The organism is Paenibacillus sp. EC2-1, assembly GCF_049311625.1.
GTDB lineage: Bacteria > Bacillota > Bacilli > Paenibacillales > Paenibacillaceae > Paenibacillus_AQ.
Genome location: NZ_CP186006.1, coordinates 3117501 through 3139158, shown reverse-complemented (window position 1 = coordinate 3139158; position 21658 = coordinate 3117501). Strand labels below are relative to the sequence as shown.

Genomic DNA, 21658 nt, shown 5'->3' with positions numbered 1-21658 from the left:
ACAAAGGTGGAATTTTCATGATCATGCATATTCTGAACCATGCAGCCTTGAAACAAATGCTTCTTGATGGAGAGTATGCTCCAAGCAGCCTGCAACAGGAAGGATTCATTCATTGTTCTACAACCGATCAAGTATTAGGAGTGGCAAATTCTTTATATAAAGGGAAGAGAGATCTACTACTGATGCTTATTGATGACACAAAAGTAGAATCTCAAATTGTATATGAGGACTTATATGAGTTAGGTAAACTGTTTCCACATATCTACGGACCACTGAATTTAGATGCGATCATCCAGACTTTAGAATTCGCACCTGATGCTGAGGGGAACTTTCAACTACCAGCTGGTGTGCTTCAGTAATCAATATTAGTTGACGAGAGAGTCTAGCTGAAGTCTTATTGTTCAGTGTTAAGTTTATCAAAATTTGAAAACTTGAAAGGCTAGACTCACTCGTCTTGATATCTTAATATACCTACTCAGCAGAACGTAATATACGAACTTGATACGGTTGCAAGCTTACGGTGCCAGATACAACCTCGTTATTCCATATGTCTTGCAGGCTGCTATTTAACTCCACATATTTCTCTCGTGCGGACGCATTGATTAGAAACGTATACTTCGTTCCATCAATATGTTGTCGCATGGTTATCTCTACTTCGGCAGGTGGACGTATGTTAAGTAATGGTGACAAGCCGATGTCACTGCAAAGATGCGTCAGTAGTTCAATATAGAAATTCTCCTCTGCAAAGGTAGCAACAAACCAGCAATATCCTTCTCCACTTGATCGTTTAGTGACAGCCGGATACCCTTCGTACCATTCACCTGCAAATGATCCCTCGATTTGTACTGTAGTTGGTTGAATAAGCTCAATGAATAAGCCTCCTGAGTAAGACTGTCCGTTCCAGCTAAAATCAATAGCATGACCGACTCCTGCAGTAGCTACCTCTAAAGTTCGTATTCCCATTAGATCGATCATGCCAGGATGTAGGCGATCGTTGAAATAACGTGTCTCTTCATTTTTAACCCCGCTCATTGGATGAAATACCAGGACTCCACCTTCATCCGTATAACGCTGAAGCTTCTTCACCAACAGATCATCTACAATTGGAAGCATGGGAACAAGGATAAGCTTATACGCGGAAAAGTCACTGTTCCTACCCACGGCATCACAGTTATGACCAAGTTTACGCACGGTATGATATAACTTGTTGGAATGATTCATGTATAGACTGCTATCTCCGGTCCAAGGAGAGGGATGCTCTACATGCCAGCGACTAGGGAAATCGTACAAAACGGCAATTTCGCTGATGACATGGGAACCTTGGATGAATGATGCTACTTCATTTAATTTCTCTCCAATAGCTAGACATTCATTATAAATCCGAGTAGGTTTACCGTCGAAATCTGTTATCGCACCATGATTTTGTTCACTGCCAAAAGGGAATCGCTTCCACGGGAAATAAAAGACACCGTCTGCCCCATTCGCGATTGTATGCATGGTCAGCCTTTCGAGCTCTCCAGGAGCAGGCGTGTTACCTGAGGCCCCCATGATAGAATGACCTTCATTACGCAGCTCATAGACATGAAATGGTGCGTTTTTAAAGCTTCGGTTGGCTGCTAATCCTAGTGCATTAGCATGGCAACGGTCTCCATACGGAGGGTAGTAATTTGTACCCGTAATATCTAAATGTTCGGCCATTTCATAATTGTCTGTACGGTTATTCCAGGGCATCTGACTATTCGTAGTAATATAAGATCCTTCAGTTCCTAAATGGGGACGAATCGCAGTTGCAAGAAGTTTTACGACTTCAATGTTACAGTCACTTCGAAAATGTCGCCATGCTTGGATGAAGCCTGGATTATAATCTGCTTTAGTTATGCGGGGAGTAGGGATTTGACCGAAATGATCATATTCCATAGACCAAAATACCGTTCCCCAAGCACGGTTAAGTGCTTGAATATCTCCATATCGTCCCTCTAACCACTGCTGCCATTTTGACCGACAGCGATGGCAGTGACAATCAGGTTCGTCACCAATTTCGTTATCCAAATGCCAGCCGATCACTTGTGGATGACTTCCGTAACGAATAGCCATACTTGAAGCAAGAGCGTGAGCTTTTACCCGAAGAAGTGGGTGATTGATGCAAAAGGTGTATCTACTAGCATGCTCTAACCGATCTCCGTTATGGTTCTCAATATGCAATGAAGGGTCATTTTCGCTTAACCATACAGGAATTGTTCTCATGGGTGGACACAATACGATTTGTATCCCGTAGCTTCCTGCAAGTTCAATAAAAGAATCCATCCATGAGAAATCATATCCTCCGTCTTCAGGTTCGAACCTCTTCCAAGCAAATTCCCCAATTCGAAGAGCATTAATTTTTGCACTGTTCATCAATTGTAGATCTTCTTCCCAACGGTCTTGTTCCCTATGTTCAGGATAGTAACAAGCGCCATATAACATTTTGAACACTTCCCTTTTAATGGTTGTCAATTTCTTATCTGAATACTATAATAAAAAGGGAATTATAAACAGTGTACAATTTGAATATAAGTATAACGAATTGAAACTTTGAAATGAAAGGACCATTTACGATGAACAACAGTAATGTAAAGCGTCCCAATATTATTTTTATGATGAGTGATGATCATGCTGCCCATGCTATCAGTTGTTACGGTAGTAAGATTAACGAAACGCCGAATATTGACCGAATTGCCAATGAAGGTATTCGATTTGACCATTGCTTCTGTACCAACTCCATCTGTACACCAAGCAGAGCAAGCATATTAACAGGTACATATAATCATGTAAACGGTGTCAAAACATTATCTGACAGGTTTGATGGAAGGCAGATGACCGTGTCGAAATTGTTGCAAGAAGATGGCTATCAGACCGCGATGATTGGGAAGTGGCATCTCGGTCATGGAGGGGAAAGTGATCCAACGGGGTTTGATTTCTGGAGTGTGCTTCCTGGACAAGGCGATTATATGGATCCAAAGTTTTATGAAATGGGAAGTACAATTCATGAAGAGGGTTATGCAACCGACATTATTACAGATAAATCGATAGATTGGATCGCAAAGAGGGATAAAGATAGGCCTTTTTTCTTAATGTGTCACCATAAAGCACCCCATCGCCCTTGGATTCCGGATCAGAAGCACGCCCATATGTATGAAGATATCGATATCCCTGAACCAGAAACTTTCCATGATGATTACGCTAATCGAGCTAGTGCAGCCGCAGCCGCAGAAATGAGAATAGACCGTGACCTTACCAAGACGGATTTGAAGATGGACCCGCCTGCTCATCTGGAAGGAAGAGCTCTAAAAAGCTGGAAATATCAGCGATATATTAAAGATTACTTGCGCTGCATTGCTTCTGTAGATGATAATGTGGGCCGATTGCTTGATTATTTGGACCAAGAGGGGCTAAGCGACGATACGATGGTAATCTATACCTCAGACCAAGGATTCTTTCTCGGTGATCACGGTTGGTATGATAAACGATTTATGTATGAGGAATCTTTGCAGATGCCATTTGTAGTTCGCTACCCTCGTGAGATTTCGGCAGGACAAGTAAGTAAGCATATGGTGCTTAATGTGGACTTTGCTCCTGTATTTTTAGATTATGCGGGCATTGCTACTCCTGAATTTATGCAAGGGGTCAGTTTTCGATCCATCCTTGAAGGAAGGAATCCTGAGGGTTGGCGTAACTCCATGTACTACCGATACTGGATGCATATGTCCGAGCACAATGTTTACGCACACTATGGTGTACGAACCGATCAATACAAATTGATATATTACTACGCTGATGCTCTAGGTTCTTCAGGAACAATGGATGAGCCGAAGAAGCCCGAATGGGAATTGTTTGATTTAAAGAAAGACCCTTATGAGATGATCAATGTGTACAATGACCCTGATTATGAACACGTCGTGTATGTGTTGAAACAAGAGTTAGGCCGGCTCCAGCAAGAGGTTGGCGACGAACCTTTTGTATATACGGGTGAGTAAGGAAAATTGATTGCACAAGGCCACAACTCAAGGCTTGACCTATGAAATGTGGCCTTTTTGTATGCCAATATCGATTTCACACATGATTTGTTTATTTGACTGATTGGTATTTTGAGAAGGGATTGTTAATTTAAAATTACTTGTAAACGCTTACGTTAAATCAACAGGTTGTTTAAGTATTAATACTAATATGGCAGATGACTATTCCTGAAATCGGGGGATAGTTTTCTGCTATTTAAGGAAGAAAGGATGAGACGATGTCGCAAAAGTCATGGCGAATCCCTTTATTTTATCAATATTTATTGTCCTATCTACTTGTTTTGGTTCTGTGAAAGGGCAACCAATTTTTCCCTTGGCATTTAAGGATAAAGGAATATAATGGAGGGCGTACAATGTATGATTGAACAAGCTCATCTCTAATCCTACTGAACGGAGGACTCATAAGTTATGAAACATGTTCAAAACAAGCCTAATATTGTATTCATCTTAGCTGATGATATGGGGGCATGGGCACTAGGTTCACAAGGGAATGAAGAGATTCAGACGCCGAATCTTGATCGTTTAGCTGCGGAAGGAGTTCGGTTTGAGAATTTTTTCTGTGCATCACCCGTGTGCTCTCCCGCCAGAGCCTCGATCATGACAGGACGCATTCCATCACAGCATGGCGTTCATGATTGGATCAGATCCGGTAATCTGGATAAGGATAAACTGGATGAATCTGTCGCAGCTGATCCTGTATTTAGAGATGAAGAGAAAGCGGTAGGTTATCTGGATGGTCAGACCTGTTATACCGAGCTCTTGGAGCAAGCAGGATATTCTTGTGCGCTTAGCGGCAAGTGGCATCTGGGCAACAGCATCGTTCCGCAAAAAGGATTTAGTCGCTGGTATTCTATCGCCCGCGGTGGATGCTCTTACATGAGACCGGATGTTGTGGAGGATGGAGAGGTCAAAATTGAGAACGGATACATTACAGAGTTTATAACCGACCATGCGCTTACATTTCTGGATGATCTGACTCAAGAGACGAATCCATTTTACTTAGGTGTTCACTATACAGCGCCTCATTCCCCATGGGAACGCTCCGAGCATCCGGAAGAATATGTCTCGATGTATGATGATTGCCCGTTTGAATCGGTGCCGGAACTTCCAATACATCCGAATCAGATCGCAACATGTCCACGCGGCGAAGGAGAACACCGTAAAGAGCTTCTAAGAGGTTATTACGCTTCGATAACCGCAATGGATATGGGCATTGGACAGATTATTGACAGCTTAGAGGAAAAGGGAATTCGCGGTAACACCCTTGTCATCTTTATGAGCGATAACGGCATGAACATGGGACATCACGGCGTATGGGGCAAAGGAAATGGAACATTTCCACTCAATATGTATGATACCTCTGTAAAAGTACCAGCTATATTTAGTCATCCGGGTGTGATTGCTCAAGGACAGGTCTGTGATGAATTACTTAGCCAATATGACGTGTTTCCAACACTACTCGAATACGTAGGATTGAATCAACCTGAGCTAGAGATCGCGCTTCCAGGAAGAAGTTTCTCTGAATTGCTCGCTGGAAAGCAGGGACCCGGACGTGAGGACGTCGTCATTTATGATGAATACGGTCCAGTACGAATGATAAGAACACGTGAGTGGAAGTATGTTCACAATTATCCTTACGGCCCCCATGCTTTGTACAATGTATTAAATGATCCTGATGAGAACAACAATCGGATTGACGATCCAACTTGCTTGCCTGTCTTAGAATCTTTGCGTTTGGGTCTAGGACAATGGTTCGGAAAATATGTCATTCCAGACAAGGACGGAGTGTCTGCTCCGGTATGTGGTAGCGGACAAATTAAACCTGTATCTCCGGGTGTGAGAGAGAGCAGTTTTACGGGACTGTATTCTTAAAGATGACCAAAAAATGTTTGACAATCATAAATGAAGTTGCTAAAATGACGATTAACTAAATCAATCGACCAGACAACTGGAGATTAAAGCGCGGTACTTCTGTTACGAGAGTACTCTTTAACGCTGAATCTCCAGTTTTTTTTATGCATAATACTTAGTAAACGGGTAGGTTTTATCAAATATAAAGGGGTGATCGTAATGGCATTAGATTCACTGGTAATCGAACAATTGCATAAATCTTTCTCAGCACCGACGGGGACAGTTCGAGCCCTTCATAATATTGAGTTGTCGGTTCAGAAAGGTGAGTTCGTCACGGTTATTGGACCAAGTGGATGTGGTAAAAGTACGCTGCTCAAGATCATCGCTGGTTTGGATACAGACTATACAGGCAAGGTACTTCTTAACGACAAACCGATTGAAGGACCAGGGATCGAGAAAGGCTTCATCTTTCAAGAGCCACGCCTTTTTCCTTGGATGACGGTAGAGAAAAATATTGCAGGAAATTTAGCCTTGAAAGATTTCCGTGTCCGAAAGAAAGTGGATGAATTAATTGAGTTGGTTCGGTTGAAGGGATTTGAAAAGTCCTACCCGAGGGAGCTATCTGGTGGTATGGCTCAGCGTGTTTCTATTGCAAGGGCTTTGCTTCGTAATCCGGAAGTGCTTCTACTAGATGAACCATTTGGCGCACTCGATGCCTTTACTCGTTCACATATGCAGGAGGTACTGCTTGACATATGGCAACAAAACCGAACAACTATGATGTTCGTAACTCATGATTTGGATGAAGCCGTCTTCCTAGGTCAAAGGGTTGTGATTATGAACCCAAGACCGGGACATATTCGTACCGTGCTGCCCATCGAACTATCCTTTCCAAGAAAGAGAACGTCGCAGCCTTTTCAGGAGTTTCGGCGTAAGGTTTTGGATGAATTCGAGAAAGTAGAAGGGCCAGAAATTGATCATGGCGCCGGAATATAAGGGAGTACAAGAAAGATTTAAATTGATCAGGGGAGAGATTGTCGATGAAACCATTGCGTGCCATAGCCATATTATTGTTGCTGTTAACGGTCTGGATGAGCGGCTGCGCGAAACAAGCTCAGGATACGAGCTCGGATAAACCATTAACTAAGGGGAGTTATGAAGGGTTAACAGTAAAGCTTGGGGTACAAGGAAGCGGAGGTTTATTCGGTAAAGCACGTGAAGAACGGTGGTTCGAAGACGAATTCGGTAAACTTGGCGTCAACGTGGAGTGGGCAGAGTTTCAGAGTGGACCGCCCATGACCGAAGCAATGGCATCGAACCGACTGGATTTCGCAGGTCTTGGCAACATGCCGATTGTTGCTGCTCAAGCAGCGAACATTTCGTTTAAGGTGATCTCCCAGACACTCGAGGGGAAGAACAATGTGGCCATTATTGTGCCACCAGATAGTATTGCTAAAGAACTACTTGATCTTAAGGGGAAGAAGATTGCTGTAGCGAAGGGTAGTAATGCTTATAACTTCTTATATCGAAGCATTGCTGAGGCTGGAATAGAGCCATCCGAATTTGAGATTATACAGCTCCAACCTGACGAGGCGCAGCCCGCTTTTGAATCAGGGGGCGTGGATGCTTGGGCGACATGGGACCCGTATATTACGCTCAATTCCTTAACCGGAAAAGGTAAAGTACTGGTTGACGGTGAGAAGCTGGGGGTTCTTTCTCCTTCATTTAACATTGTTCGGAAAGAATTTGCCGACCAGTATCCTGAACTTGTTACCTTGTATTTAAAAGTACTCAATAAAACGTTGACTTGGGAAAATGAGCATCGGGAGGAAGCTGTTCAACGATATGCTAAGGAGCGTGGGGTACCTAGTGAGGTCATTCAAGGAACATTCGACAGATCTCATATGATCAATATTCCGGTTTCAGATGAGATTATTGCTGAACAGCAGAAGACGGCAGATTTTCAGTACGAACAAAAGACCATTCGAAAGAAGATTGACGTGAAGCAAGTATTCGATAACAGATATATAGAAGAAGCTTTGAAAGACAGGTTGAAATAATGAACGATTCAAATGAAGGGAGGCTAGGGACATGTTTCAAGAGGGTATAAGTCAAGCGGCTGTAAAGCCGAGAACTCATCATAAGCTGAGAACAACAAAAAATCGACGTGTCTTGATTTCAATAACGAATGCGCTTCTAGGCATACTTGTCCCTGTGGCACTCTTGATCATATGGGAAGTTGCGGGTGCGCTGAATATCTTAAACCCGATCCTTCTCCCTGCACCCAGCGATATTTTGGAAGAGCTGATTAGTCTGGCCCAATCAGGAGAATTAGCTAGTCATTTCGGCATTTCAGCATATCGTGCGCTTCTAGGCTTTTTACTTGGCGGCGGACTTGGGCTAGCGGCGGGGATATGGGTAGGATTCTCTTACTCCGCAGAACGCCTGTTAGATCCATCCCTTCAAATGCTCAGGACACTACCTCATTTGGCGATTGCTCCGTTATTCATTTTGTGGTTTGGGTTTGGTGAGACTTCCAAAATACTGCTCATTGCAAAAGGTTCTTTTTTTCCACTGTACGTGAATGCATTTCTGGGTATTCGTTCAGTTGACAGTAAGCTGTTCGACGTGGCACGTGTCTTGCAGTTCAGTCGCTGGGATCTGATTACGAAGCTGATCATACCAGCATCACTACCGAATATATTTCTTGGGGTGCGACTTTCCATCGGTGTTGCATGGCTTGGCTTGGTTGTTGCAGAAATGATGGGATCAAGTTCAGGAATCGGATATTTAATCAATGATGCGCGTTCATTCTCATTAACCACAGTCGTCTTTTCTGGAATTATTGTGTTCGCTTTGATCGGGAAGGGATCAGATTCATTGGTTCGGTGGTTGGAGAAGAGAATGCTGAAGTGGCAAGATAGCTACCAAGGAGGTGGCCGATCATGAGTAAAGATATTACACCGCTTTTTGAAACTGAGAGCAACGTTAATTCGAAGACTACACACAGAGCTTGGCTTCAAGGTATTCCGGGCTCATTGCATGCTTGGATTTTACCTGTGATTCTTCTAGTTATTTGGCAGATCGCGGGTAGTCTAGGGTGGATTGGACCGAACCTGCTACCTACGCCGTATGCCATCGTTCGTCAGTTCTTCAGACTTGTTGTAAGTGGGGAAATACTGGATCATTTTCGGATTAGTTTTATTCGGGCCATGCTTGGATTTGTACTGGGTGGGTTAGCAGGATTTCTACTTGGAATGTCTACAGGATTAGGCAAGATCGTTGAGCGAACGTTAGATCCGTCTCTGCAAATGCTGAGAACTGTTCCACTGTTGTCGCTTATCCCATTGTTTATTCTTTGGTTTGGAATTGGTGAGTTTTCCAAGACGCTTATGATTTCCCTGGGAGCTTTTTTCCCGGTATATGTAAACACATTCCTTGGAATACGAAGTGTGGATATTAAGTTGTTCGAGGTTTCACGGATTTTTCAATTTTCGAAATGGCAGCAGATTCATAAGGTCATCATTCCGGCTGCTCTACCGAATATTTTACTAGGGGTCCGATTGTCTCTTGGCGTATCGTGGCTTGTACTGGTTGTTGCGGAGATGATGGGAACGAGCGCAGGGATTGGATATATGATTCAGGATGCAAGAGCATACTCTCAGACAGATGTTGTATTTGTAGGAATCATTATTTTTGCCATTATTGGCAAGCTGTCGGATTCCGTCGTAAGAGTGCTTGAGAAGCGCTGGCTGAGGTGGAGAGATACTTATACGGGCTGAAGACTTAACGTAAATAAAGGAGAGAAATCAATATGGGAATTAGAAATGAACAGATGCATTTAGGAGCGTTTATCTATTATACCGGCCACCATCATGCAGGTTGGCGTCACCCTGATTCGGCAGTAGAACAACTCTTTGATATCTCATTCTATCAAAAACTAGCTGAAACGGCAGAACGAGGTAAATTCGATATGCTATTCTTTGCAGACTTGTTATATGTTCATGTTCAGCAGGTTGAGCAGTCTGTTTCGGGAATGCTTGATCCAATGACTCTACTGCCTGCGCTATCCATGGTAACTCAAAAGATAGGTCTTACTGCAACGGTGTCTACGACCTATAATGAACCGTATAATGTTGCTAGGAAGTTTGCTTCACTCGATTATATTAGTGGTGGAAGATCGGGATGGAATATCGTAACCTCGCAGTTAGATATTGAAGCTCAAAACTTCGGAAGAGAGAAGCATCCAGAGCATGGTTTACGCTATAAAATGGCGCAAGAATTCGTCGATGTGACTACACGGCTCTGGGATAGCTGGCAGGATGATGCACTGATACTCGATCGGGAACAAGGAAAGTTTGCTGATTCTACTAAGGTTAGATCCGTTGATTATAAAGGCCAGTGGTCTTCCACCCTGGGACCACTGAATGTACCAAGACCTCCACAAGGTTATCCAGTACTGATTCAGGCAGGTTCATCAGAAGCGGGACAAGATTTCGCTGCGCAGTATGCTGAAGTGATTTTTACAGCCCAGACTTCACTTGAGGCAGCAAAGAGTTTTTATAAATCTGTGAAATCCAAGTTGTCTAAATATGGACGTGAACCTGGAGATGTCAAGATCATGCCTGGACTCTCTCCCGTCATCGGAAATACGGAGCAAGAAGCATGGCGAAAATATTATGAGCTTCAAGCGCTAATTCCTGAGTCTACGGCAGTTGCGGTGTTATCTGGATTTTTAAATTATGATTTGAGTGGATTGTCTCCAGATCAACCGCTACCATCTGATATTCCAGATCCTGTAGCAGCTTCTAATGGAATGAAAAGTCGAATTCAGCTTCTGTTGGATTTGGCTTATAAAGAAAAACTATCGATCGCAGAACTCGGCAGAAAAGTACTTGCGTCAAGAGGACATATGCAGTTTGTTGGCACACCTGAACAGCTTGCAGACTTCATGCAGGAATGGTATGAGGATTACGCCTGCGATGGATTTAACATCATGGCACCGGTTCTTCCGGGCGGATTAGAAGAGTTTGTTGACCTAGTCATTCCCGTATTACAGGAGCGTGGATTGTTTCGTCAGGATTACACAGGGACTACTTTAAGGGATCATCTTGGGTTACCTAGACCTAGTGTGAATTATTTCCGGAAGTCAAAAGAGGTTGAACCCGTATTATTCTCATAAAAGTGTAGAGGCTCCCCTTATGGTCGGTTGACCGAGGGGATTTTTTTGAGGAGTACTGCAACTTTATTATGATCTTTGAAGTTGTTATATAGAGTAAGGAGATTAATCTCAAATAAGGGGGAGTAACGTGAAATTGAAAGGTTGGGTATTAACTTCTGTGATAATCATTATCGCTGTATATATTGCATTCAGCTTTTGGATTGCGAAGGATGTTCGCTTCATCCTAGAAAGAGGAATGAGTGGTGCTTATGATTATACTGACTATATGAATAAATCTACATTAAAATCAATAGATCCAGTAGAAAGAGGTATGACAAAAAAAGGGTATGTATACGATTCGTCTGCTCATAAGATCGGAGTTTCTTTTCCTTTTCACTTGTTCTTAACGGCTAAAGTGTATGTTACACATAAATACGACACGAAAGAAATGGGATTTTATGAACCGGTTAGTCTTTCTTTGAAACTTAAGAAGGGAAGATGGTATGCAACGAAAGCTCTAATTGAGCCTTAAGCGTGGAAGATAAGTTACCCTATCCGCAATTTATCTTGCATATAATCGATGTTATGAGCAAGATAGGCTGTACCAATATTTTACGAACCGTTTACTTTAATCAACTTTTATCATACAATGAATCGTAAATGAATAATGTAAATTTTGACCCCACTTTTTTTTGTTTTCTGGTATCCAAAACAAAAAGGAGCGGGGTTTTTCTGTGGAGGAGAAACAATTGTATCAATTACTCAAAAATTCACTGTATGTATTTTTAGGAGCATGCTGCTTCGGCATTTTGTCAACCGTTGTCAAGCTGGCGTACAGCAAGGGTTTTAAGTTTCAAGAAGTGATGATCAGCCAGTTCTTTACAGGTTGGCTCATCTTGCTTGTATTAATGCTTGTTTTTGCGAGGAGAAGAATAACGCTGAAACAGTTTGGCAGACTTGCTTGTGTGGGGCTTTGTACATGTCTGACTGGAGTAACTTATTATTTGTCACTTCAAAGTATCCCAGCTTCTATAGCAGTTGTACTCCTGTTCCAATTTACCTGGATGGGGGTCGTTATTGAAGCAATTGTGAACAGGAAGATTCCATCTCGAGCCACGCTGGTGTCTATCATTATTTTGCTTGTTGGAACGGTGTTAGCAGGTGGAATCATTGGAGCAGAGCAACTACAGCTTAACTTGAGAGGGACTCTGTTAGGTCTTGCTGCGGCACTCATGATGGCGTTGTTCGTATTCTTTAGTGGCAGGGTTGAGACACAGATGTCGCCAATCACAAGAAGTTTCTATATGTCCTGTGGGGGACTGATCTTGTTGACCGTTCTCTTTACCCCCAAAGTATTCTTAGAGGTTTCACCTGCTAATGGCTTATGGATATATGGGTTGATATTAGGGGCGTTTGGTGTAGTGCTACCCGTTCTTTTATTCGCTTTGGGTGCGCCGAAGATTAGCACAGGCCTCGCCACGATTCTCGGTGCCGGAGAACTTCCTGTGGCTGTTATTGTGTCGATGCTTGTGTTAAGGGAACATGTTTCAATGACACAGTGGATCGGCGTCATTATTATCCTACTTGGAATTGCCTATCCACAGATCGCAGCGGTAAGAACTAAAAAAGCACAAGCAACGTAAAGATGTAGACCGCTTTAAGCGGTCTTTTGTATCAGAAGTATTACAGCTAACAATTAGTTAATGTATGAAAGTTGCAGTCGTAAGCCTTAAAAGTTTAGAATAATAAATGAGTAACATGCAATTCATAAATGCATCATTCGATCTATCATCGTACTGAAAGGACGACTAGAAATGAACCAACAGCAACTCGGACAGCTCAAAATAATGAAGAATGAAATCACACGTTTTATGATGAAATATAAATTTGCACTTGACGAAATAGAAACCAAAATTGAAATATTGAAGGAAGAGTTTCAAGCTCTTCATGATTACAGCCCGATTGAACATACGAAATCCAGGCTGAAGTCTCCGGAAAGTATTCTCAAAAAATTGAATCGTAAAGGAGTCCCAATCTCTCTAGAATCGGTCGAAGAGAATATTAAGGATATTGCAGGCCTGCGAATCACGTGTTCTTTTCTCTCTGATATATATAAAGTCAGTGAAATGTTAGAGAATCAAAGCGACTTGAAAGTTCTTAATGTTAAAGATTATATTAAGAATCCGAAGCCAAATGGCTATCAAAGTCTACATTTGCTTCTTGAAGTACCTGTATTTCTTTCAGATCGCGTGGAACATGTATGTGTCGAGTTACAGATTCGGACCATTGCAATGGACTTTTGGGCAAGTTTAGAGCACAAGATTTTTTATAAATACAACCAGTCTGTACCGGAAAGACTATTGCTTGAGTTGAAGATTGCTGCAGATACTGCTAACGCTTTGGATCATCAAATGGAACGTTTGCAGCATGAAGTACAGCTTATTAAAGATTCACACCCTCAAGAGTCATTATTAGAAGAGTTAAGAAATATTCAGATCAGCAACCAGCAATTTAAACTTCCTTCGGGCTTGTTAGATGTATTGACCCAAGATTGATCATTGTCTCACGATAAAGAACTCTGTGATTTTTTTGCAGAGTTCTTTTTTATGCCCAAGTGGCTCCAGTATTTCACAACTGTTCACATATTTGAAAGGCTCATGTCGCAGTATGCCCGTCCACCTATGTTATACTTTTGAATTGGATAGAATGTTAGACAGTAAATCATAATAAACAATTGTTCATAACTTACATATACGAGGTGTTATTGTCATGGTAACGACGGTTGTTATTGGTGGTGGTATTACAGGATTATCTACGTTGTATTATTTGCAGAAGGAAGCAAGACAATGCGACTTGGATATGCAATTGGTTCTTGTAGAGAGCGATGAAATCCTTGGGGGGAAAATAAGAACCCTCTCGAATGGTGAATTCATTATGGAGACAGGTGCGGACTCCATCGTTGCAAGGAAGACAAATGTTGCCCCTTTATTGGAAGAGTTAGGATTGACTGAAGAGGTTGTTTATAACGCCACAGGGACTTCGTATATTTATACAGAAGCAGGATTGAAAAAGATCCCTGCGGATTCAGTATTCGGCATTCCAACCGACCTGAGGTCACTCGCTGAAAGCGAGCTCGTATCAGCCGAAGGAAAAGTTGAGGCATTGAAAGATTTATACATCCCAAACGAAACATTTGAGGAAAAAGATTCGCTTGGTTTGTTTTTAGAAGCCTTCCTCGGTAAAGAGCTTGTAGATAAACAGATTGCACCGGTAATTTCTGGTGTTTATTCTGGTGATTTGCATGATCTGACCATCGCGTCGACATTTCCTTATCTACTTGAATACAAGAATAAATATGGAAGCATTATTAAGGGCCTCGGTGAAAACAGACACATCTATTTAGGCGCTAGCAACAAAAAGTTTATCTCCTTCAAATCGGGTGTGTCTACATTAATAGACCGAATGGAACAACGCTTGGAAGATACTCTTATCTATAAAGGTGTAAAAGCGGAGACTTTGAGAAAGAGTGAAGAGGGTTATGTTATTACATTGGCGGATGGCCGCGAGTTAAAGACAGATTATGTTGTGCTCAGCGGTGGTAGCCACCAGACACAAGAGCTGCTTCAGGATTATTCACTCACGAATCAATTAGCACAGCTGCACACGAAGTCGATGATTAGTATTTATCTTGGGTTTGATGTTATGGATAGCCAACTACCGAGTGATGGGACAGGTTTTATCACAGCCAAGAATAGTGATTTGATGTGTGACGCTTGTACGTGGACCAGTAGGAAATGGGAGCATACGTCTAAAGAGCGTCGTCTCCTTCTTAGGCTATTTTATAAAAGTTCGAATCCTGCTTACGATCAACTGATGAATATGACGGAAGAAGAACTGACAGAAGTGGCGATGATGGATATCCACAAAAGTCTGGGTTTAGCAGCTAGACCCATTACTTATGAAGTGACGAAATGGCACAATAATATGCCGAATTATCATTTAAAGCACCGTGAAATCGTGGATTCTCTTGAGACAGCTTTTGAGCATAGATATCCTAATGTATTGTTGGCAGGCTGCTCTTATTATGGAGTAGGCATTCCAGACTGTATAAGTAATGGAGAGAAGACTGCTCATGAAATTGTGACACGGCTGAAACAAAATCAACAAGACGCATAACTCGAGTTTTATAAAATAAATAAAAAGACACCATTATTATTCATTGAATAAAATGGTGTCTTTTTAATTCGAGAGATCGACCTATAGACGACATACTTGGACAGGGCAGCCCGAAGTATTCGGACATTTGCAAATTTCGCGCAATTTTTCGATTTCACGAATAATCATTTTTCCGTCTTCGATATCAATAGTTCCTTCGTTTCTCCAATCTCCGAGCATACGATTCACACTTTCACGAGTGCAGCCGATCATTTCACCAAGTTCAGCATTAGTTAGTTTTAATTGAACATGAATGGAACCATCTATAGCTGGAATACCGTACGTGTTGCTCATACGGATCAAAGTGGAGGCAAGTGCTCCTGGCTTACCATGTAGAAGAAGGTCACGTAATTTAGATTCAATAATTTGATTGTTTAGACCCGACCAATACATGAATTGCAGTGCAATATCGCCACGGTTGATCAATAGTTCTTCCAGATCTTTTCGCAAAATCACGCCCACTTGAGCATTACTCATTGTTTCTGCACTGAATCCGTACTGAGCGCTCGCTAGGCCGTTGAATTGTGCGATCAAATCACCTTTCTGCATAACGGAGAGAATAAGGTCTTTGCCATCTTCTGTTGATTTCAGCAGTTTCACCTGTCCGGAAATAATGTAATATAGTTTATCTGCATCTTCGCTCTCCCAGAATAAATAGGAACCCTTGGCAATTTTTCTTGTCTGCATAATTATTTCTAAGCATCCGAACTGTTCTTCTGATAAATATTGAGCGATTCCTTTAAGAGCGGAATGTTCTGTCTTGGATTTCACTGCATTACAGCATGCTTTAAATGTTTGTTGATGTTCAATCGTCATGGCCATTATGATCAGCCTCCCGTGTTGTTCTCTTGTTGTATCTATCATAAAAGATTACGGAACAATCGAACATCGGGGAACGCTCTGAATTTTTTCTGAGGGTATCCCCTCATTTTAGTGAGGTATATCATAGAATTTAGCGAGTGAATTCGTTATGATATCGCCTAATCATGCAATTCATGCTCGTGTACCCTTAGTGTTTTTTCAGGGAATACCCCGATCTACAATTTGTTTTGATCAATATACAATAATTATTATAATGAACAACTATATATGGGAGGGACTCGAAATGAATGCCGGAGAAGCGGAGTGGGAACATTATTTATCGGAGTTGCGTCAACATATAGAGTGCGATTTTTGTGCACTTGCATTATATGATGCCTCATCCCGTCAAATTCGATGGATTGCAGCTTCGGGTAACATCAATGAAAAGTTCAGGTATATGGTAAATCGGCCAGGACAGGGGATCTCAGGTGAAGTCATTCGGATCGGACGAACTGTTCAGAGAACATGTACTTCTGATGAACAGCGTCGAAGTGTTGATTCGATCATGCTGGCTGAACGTCTTGTTGTTGCTGCAGCTACACCTGTGCGCACAGAAGACAATGAAACGATGGGTATTCTGTTAATGGGTAGAAGAATTGGCGCGATCTATACGACGCCTGAGTTGGCGATGCTAGAGAAAGCAGCAACGTATTTTTCTAGAAAACCAGAAACAGCTTAGTATACATTTAAATGTGCTTAATGCTTGTATATTCTATACAGTAACAACAATCCGTATTTGCTGGGATTGTTGTTTTCTTATATCATGATATAAGTCACACTTACTGGAACGGATATTAGGAGGGGAATCATGATACGTCTGTTGATTGTGGACGACCACGCTGTAGTAAGGTCCGGACTCAAGTTGCTACTAGGCGAGAAGCAGAATATAGAAGTGGTTGGGGAAGCTGCGGACGGAGATGAGGCCATACGTATGGCTGAGGAATTAAAACCTGACGTGGTTCTAATGGATTTGAGCATGCCGCACGGCAAAGACGGTATGACAGCTACAGAAGAATTGAAAAAGCTGATGCCGGACATTTACATATTAGTTCTAACGATGCATGATGATGAACAATATTTATTTCGCGCCATTCAAGCGGGTGCTTCAGGGTATATTTTAAAGAACGCTCCGCATGAAGAATTACTAACGGCTATCCGTTATGTGGCTGCGGGAAATGCTTACTTAACTCCACTAGCTACAAAACGTTTAATGGGGCAGTATATTGAAAAAGTTAAGAATGGCGAAGGGACAGACGAGTTTGAATCCCTTTCAGATCGAGAAAAAGAAGTGTTATCCTGGACTGCTAAGGGATATGCTAACAAAGAAATTGCAGAGAAGCTGATTATTAGTGTAAAGACAGTCGAAACCCACAAAAGCAATTTGATGGAGAAGTTAGGTCTCAAATCACGTCCTGACTTGATTAAATATGCGATGCAAAAGGGGTTGCTAACCTTTGAATAATAATCAAAGTTCCCATTACCCTGAGGTGATTGGTCAGCATGTCATGGAACTTTTGAATCAGCTTGATGGCATTCATGCAGATCCTGATATTTTGGATAACGTAAAAAATTCGCTGCGACAATTAAGTGATTTAAAAATCGCCCTAGATGAATCCTCCATTGTTGCGGTTACGGACTATAAAGGCCGAATTTTATATGTGAATGATAAGTTCTGTCAGATTTCAAAATATTCTCGTGAAGAATTACTTGGTAAGGATCATAGGCTTATCAACTCGGATTATCATGATAAAGCATTTATGAAGACACTTTGGGATACCATTAAATCTGGTTCTGTATGGCATGGGGAGATTAGAAACAAAGCCAAGGATGGAACGTACTACTGGGTTGATACAACAATCGTGCCTCTTTTTGATGAAGAGGGAGAACCTGTACAATTCTTAGCCATTCGCCATGAAGTTACCCGCCTTAAAGCTGCGGAAGAAGAATTAAAGCGTATGATGGTTAAGGTGATGGACATTCAGGAGGAAGAGCGTAAGCGTTTCTCGCGCGAACTTCATGATGGCATTGGCCAAAGTTTATTTTCATTGTTAATTAGTATGGACCGGATCTTAATAGCTGAGCAGGAACGGTTGGAATCTTCCTCTAATATTTCAGAAATGAAGAGTTCGACTGTTGATGAATTGACTGTTGTTAGACAAGAAGTCTCTAATATTATAGAAGATGTCCGTGGATTGGCGTGGCAGCTTCGACCTTCTATACTCGATGACCTAGGTGTTGTACCTGCCATCCGCACATATATCGAAAACTTCACCGAACACTATGGTATAAGAGTGGATTTCAAATCGGGTTTAACCAAACGTTTGAATTATCAACAAGAGACGGTGATCTACCGTATCATCCAGGAAGCACTGTTAAATATCGGGAAATATGCTGAAGTGGATCAAGCTGAAGTCCGAATTGAACAAACCTCAACTTCGGTTGAGGTCAGTATTATTGATAAAGGCGTAGGTATTATCCGTAGTGAAGAGAAACAAGGTGTCGGACTGTTCAGTATGGAAGAGCGGGCACATGGAATTGGGGCGAGACTTCTTATCGAGACGGCACCGGGTGAGGGTACAGTGATAAGACTGATTATTCCGGCATAAGAATTACGATATATCAGCGTGAAAAACCTTTGTTGATGGTTCATCAACAAAGGTTTTTTGTATTAACTGGTGTGGGTTCGGACTCGATGTTGTTGATGCTGATATTTCGCATGTTGCTGCGGCTCTGCAAGATGAAGTCGCAGTATATATGAAATTGCTTGGGTTAATAAAGCTTCCCACAGTCCTTTAGTTTAATGCTTTAGTTCTTCTTCTGGGATTGGATATAAGTCATTTAAGCTGTTCATATCTTTGCTTCCAAGGATTGTTTTCTCACCATTAGTGGAGATGTATCCATGCTGAGACTGCCCAGAATGTTCAGAAATATTATAGAAAAATAACCGATCTTTGCTCGTAGGGCGTTGCCCTACTTCACTTGATATGTCGGTGTTTGTTACCCAGAATGTATTTGTATTCTTATTCCCTCCGATTATTCCACTCCATGTAAGCCAAGCTGCATTTTCTTTAACTTGGTAATGATTAATAATTCCATTCTGTATTGTGAAGAAATTTTTCGACTCTCCTTCAGGAAACATCAATTGGAAATATCCTGCACTGCTTTCACCTGCAGTAAGCTCTTTTAACGTAGAGATTATCGGAATATTAATAGCTGCAATTCGGGACTCTGTTATGTCTTCCGATTTCAAATTAGCTTTTTCTTTGTCATTAATTTTTGCTACATGAACGGTTTTTGTATAAGCGTTCCAGGCTACATCACTACTGAAATTCCTAGCGATAAAACGAATAGGAACCATTACACGATTATTTTTAATTAGGGGTGAATCCGACTGGCTTTGATTATTGACTCGAAACGTCATTGACTTACTAGGGTCTGATATTATAAGTGTTTTAGTTTTGTTGTTCCAGCTTTTTATAGAGAGTCCTTCAATCTGCTCAACACTTCTCAACGGAACGTAGGTGGTTCCGTTTTCAATAAAAGGAGCAACGTCCGTTTTAACAGTAGTACCATTAACACTTATTGATATTGTTGTGGCTGCTTGAACCGTGGACACTACAAAAAACATGGAAAAACAAATGAGAAGAAATGATTTCAATTTCAATTCGATAAACCTCCTTGGCTTCATCTTGGATTTTCCTATATTTAGTATAGACACATTATAAATGTAAACAGTTTCTATATTTATGAAAATTAATAAATTTGTTTCCTTAATCTGCTTTCCCCTGTCCCATCCCTAAAATATTGTTATAGACAGCATCAGCCCAATTAATTACAATACATATATAAAATGTAATTATTGGTTGTAGACAATTCAAAACTCCCCAATTTTGTAAGTTCCTCTTTGTTTGGATACCATTCGCAGTTTTTTTGCAATTCCTTTCTTCTATATTATGCTTCAGTACAACTCTCTCGATCTCCTTCTATTAATGAACTGCACAACAGATACAGGTTTATTTGTTTTGGACGATTATTTCTTCGTGCCTTGATTTGGTTTTTCATGAAAGGAGGTGAAATTTTGAGCGGGTTGGAGAGAGGCCATATGAAATTATAGGAGGAGATATTATGAAAAAAAGTGTTAAGGCTATCCGGCTCAGACATAAGAAAATTGGTCTGCTTGTTTTAGTTATTTTACTTATTCTTAGCTCATTGCCGATGATGGCATCAGCAGCTGATCGTGGCGCATGGGCTCCCTACGTTTCCTATGCTGTAAACGATACAGTCACATACGGAGGGAAGACATATAAAGATATACAAGCACATACCTCCCTTCCTGGATGGGAACCTTCTAATGTACCAGCACTATGGCAAGAAATTCAGGGCAGTGGAGGCGGTACCGATACACAAGCGCCAACTGCGCCAAGTAATCTGCAAATCACAGGAAAGACCTCGTCAAGCGTGTCTTTGTCTTGGTCCTCATCTACAGATAATGTAGGTGTCACAGGATACCGTATTTATCAAGGTTCGACCGAGGTAGGGAATGTGTCAGGCACGACACTTGCTTATACTGTGTCTAATCTGAATGTAAATACGTCTTATTCCTTTACTGTTAAAGCGAAAGATGCAGTGGGGAATCTATCGAATGCAAGTAATGCTGTCAGTGTTACTACGGATAATAACAGTAGCGGTCCAGACACGCAGGCCCCTACTGCTCCAACAAATGTCTTAGTGACAGGAAATACTCTCTCCAGCATTTCTTTGTCATGGAACGCTTCAACAGATAACGTAGGTGTTATTGGTTATGATATTTATCAAGGGAACACACTTGCCTTATCTGTACCAGGCACGACAGCTACAGTTACTGGTCTTTCGGCAGGATCAACTTATACATTTACAGTGAAAGCAAAAGATGCTGTGGGTAATGTTTCTGCTGCAAGTATGGCGGTGAGTGGAACAACTCTATCGGGTGGAAGTAATGGAAGCCTGCCTAAACATACATTAACCGGTTATTGGCAGAATTTTATCAATGGATCATCAGCCTTGAAACTAAGTGATGTGCCTAGTGAGTACGATATTATCGTATTATCTTTTGCGGATATGGATCCAACCAAACCTGGTGGAGTAACTTTTAACGTCGATTCAAGTCTTTCTAATGCACTTGGTGGATATTCTAATGCGGATTTAATCAATGATATTCAGGCAAAACGAGCTCAAGGCAAAAAGGTCATTATTTCAATCGGCGGAGAAAAAGGGAACGTGAATCTGAGCAGTGCCTCGCCCAATGTAACTAATTTTGTGAATAGTATATATAATGTAATCACCCAATTTGGATTGGATGGTCTCGATATTGATTTAGAAAATGGTATGAATGTTGCGAATCTGACGAACGCTGTACGTCAACTACAGCAAAAAGTTGGACCGGATTTTATTTTGACCATGGCACCACAGACGATAGATATGCAAAGTAGTGGTACCGCATATATGCAGTTGTATAATAACTTAAAAGATATTACGACTG

At 41.5% G+C, this 21658-nt stretch carries 19 protein-coding genes (1 of these 19 running past the window's edge); 16 read left to right on the top strand and 3 right to left on the bottom strand.

Annotation, left to right across the window (positions count from 1 at the left end):
* Positions 1-17 precede the first annotated feature (17 nt).
* Positions 18-359, top strand: a complete 342-nt coding sequence (locus ACK8P5_RS14705) for a DUF952 domain-containing protein (protein ID WP_422657019.1) — start codon at positions 18-20, stop codon at positions 357-359.
* A gap of 112 nt (positions 360-471) precedes the next feature.
* Here ACK8P5_RS14705 and ACK8P5_RS14700 read toward each other — a convergent pair whose 3' ends face one another.
* A complete protein-coding gene (locus ACK8P5_RS14700; protein ID WP_422661480.1) occupies positions 472-2463 on the bottom strand; it encodes a beta-galactosidase in 1992 nt (663 codons plus the stop codon).
* A gap of 131 nt (positions 2464-2594) precedes the next feature.
* Here ACK8P5_RS14700 and ACK8P5_RS14695 point away from each other — a divergent pair, with 131 nt between their 5' ends.
* The 11 genes from ACK8P5_RS14695 to ACK8P5_RS14645 all read left to right on the top strand — a co-directional run bounded on the left by ACK8P5_RS14695 (position 2595) and on the right by ACK8P5_RS14645 (position 15240).
* Positions 2595-4013 (top strand): sulfatase, encoded by a 1419-nt coding sequence (locus tag ACK8P5_RS14695; protein ID WP_422657018.1) that lies wholly within the window; start codon positions 2595-2597, stop codon positions 4011-4013.
* Between the two features lie 447 nt (positions 4014-4460).
* The gene (locus ACK8P5_RS14690) at positions 4461-5924 is read left to right on the top strand and encodes a sulfatase-like hydrolase/transferase (protein ID WP_422657017.1); all 1464 of its coding nucleotides are present in this window, start codon (positions 4461-4463) and stop codon (positions 5922-5924) included.
* Positions 5925-6122: 198 nt separating this feature from the next.
* Positions 6123-6899 (top strand): ABC transporter ATP-binding protein, encoded by a 777-nt coding sequence (locus ACK8P5_RS14685; RefSeq protein WP_422657016.1) that lies wholly within the window; start codon positions 6123-6125, stop codon positions 6897-6899.
* 44 nt (positions 6900-6943) lie between these two features.
* A complete protein-coding gene (locus tag ACK8P5_RS14680) occupies positions 6944-7963 on the top strand; it encodes an aliphatic sulfonate ABC transporter substrate-binding protein (RefSeq protein ID WP_422657015.1) in 1020 nt (339 codons plus the stop codon).
* A gap of 31 nt (positions 7964-7994) precedes the next feature.
* Positions 7995-8852 (top strand): ABC transporter permease, encoded by an 858-nt coding sequence (locus tag ACK8P5_RS14675; protein WP_422657014.1) that lies wholly within the window; start codon positions 7995-7997, stop codon positions 8850-8852.
* Positions 8849-9685 carry an ABC transporter permease gene (locus ACK8P5_RS14670; RefSeq protein ID WP_422657013.1) on the top strand — a complete coding sequence of 279 codons (837 nt, stop codon included), beginning with the start codon at positions 8849-8851 and terminating at the stop codon, positions 9683-9685. Before ACK8P5_RS14675 ends, ACK8P5_RS14670 begins: the two co-directional genes overlap by 4 nt.
* A 32-nt stretch (positions 9686-9717) precedes the next feature.
* Positions 9718-11085, top strand: coding sequence for an LLM class flavin-dependent oxidoreductase (locus ACK8P5_RS14665; RefSeq protein ID WP_422657012.1), 1368 nt, complete (start codon positions 9718-9720; stop codon positions 11083-11085).
* Positions 11086-11212: 127 nt separating this feature from the next.
* On the top strand, positions 11213-11596 hold the full coding sequence (locus ACK8P5_RS14660; RefSeq protein ID WP_422657011.1) for a hypothetical protein: 384 nt from the start codon (positions 11213-11215) through the stop codon (positions 11594-11596).
* A 202-nt stretch (positions 11597-11798) separates the two neighbouring features.
* The gene (locus tag ACK8P5_RS14655; protein ID WP_422657010.1) at positions 11799-12707 is read left to right on the top strand and encodes an EamA family transporter; all 909 of its coding nucleotides are present in this window, start codon (positions 11799-11801) and stop codon (positions 12705-12707) included.
* Between the two features lie 171 nt (positions 12708-12878).
* Positions 12879-13619, top strand: coding sequence for a GTP pyrophosphokinase (locus ACK8P5_RS14650; protein ID WP_422657009.1), 741 nt, complete (start codon positions 12879-12881; stop codon positions 13617-13619).
* Between the two features lie 214 nt (positions 13620-13833).
* The gene (locus tag ACK8P5_RS14645; protein ID WP_422657008.1) at positions 13834-15240 is read left to right on the top strand and encodes a protoporphyrinogen oxidase; all 1407 of its coding nucleotides are present in this window, start codon (positions 13834-13836) and stop codon (positions 15238-15240) included.
* A gap of 81 nt (positions 15241-15321) precedes the next feature.
* Here ACK8P5_RS14645 and ACK8P5_RS14640 read toward each other — a convergent pair whose 3' ends face one another.
* A complete protein-coding gene (locus tag ACK8P5_RS14640; protein ID WP_422657007.1) occupies positions 15322-16101 on the bottom strand; it encodes a Crp/Fnr family transcriptional regulator in 780 nt (259 codons plus the stop codon).
* A gap of 283 nt (positions 16102-16384) precedes the next feature.
* On the opposite strand from ACK8P5_RS14640, the gene ACK8P5_RS14635 reads away from it, so the two are divergent.
* The 3 genes from ACK8P5_RS14635 (at position 16385) to ACK8P5_RS14625 (ending at position 18746) form a co-directional block, all read left to right on the top strand.
* Complete coding sequence (locus tag ACK8P5_RS14635) at positions 16385-16819, top strand: GAF domain-containing protein (protein WP_422657006.1); 435 nt, start codon at positions 16385-16387, stop codon at positions 16817-16819.
* Between the two features lie 129 nt (positions 16820-16948).
* Complete coding sequence (locus ACK8P5_RS14630; protein ID WP_422657005.1) at positions 16949-17602, top strand: response regulator transcription factor; 654 nt, start codon at positions 16949-16951, stop codon at positions 17600-17602.
* Entirely contained in the window at positions 17595-18746 is a 1152-nt protein-coding gene (locus ACK8P5_RS14625) for a PAS domain-containing sensor histidine kinase (protein ID WP_422657004.1), read from the top strand. Before ACK8P5_RS14630 ends, ACK8P5_RS14625 begins: the two co-directional genes overlap by 8 nt.
* Positions 18747-18937: 191 nt before the next feature.
* Here the strand turns inward: ACK8P5_RS14625 and ACK8P5_RS14620 are convergent, their stop codons facing one another.
* A complete protein-coding gene (locus tag ACK8P5_RS14620) occupies positions 18938-19804 on the bottom strand; it encodes a copper amine oxidase N-terminal domain-containing protein (protein ID WP_422657003.1) in 867 nt (288 codons plus the stop codon).
* A gap of 461 nt (positions 19805-20265) precedes the next feature.
* Between ACK8P5_RS14620 and ACK8P5_RS14615 the strand changes: the two genes are divergently transcribed.
* Positions 20266-21658: the 5' portion of a fibronectin type III domain-containing protein gene (locus tag ACK8P5_RS14615; protein WP_422657002.1), read on the top strand. Its footprint extends 362 nt past the window's final position; the window shows 1393 of its 1755 coding nt (coding positions 1-1393); the start codon lies at positions 20266-20268; its stop codon lies beyond the right edge, outside the window.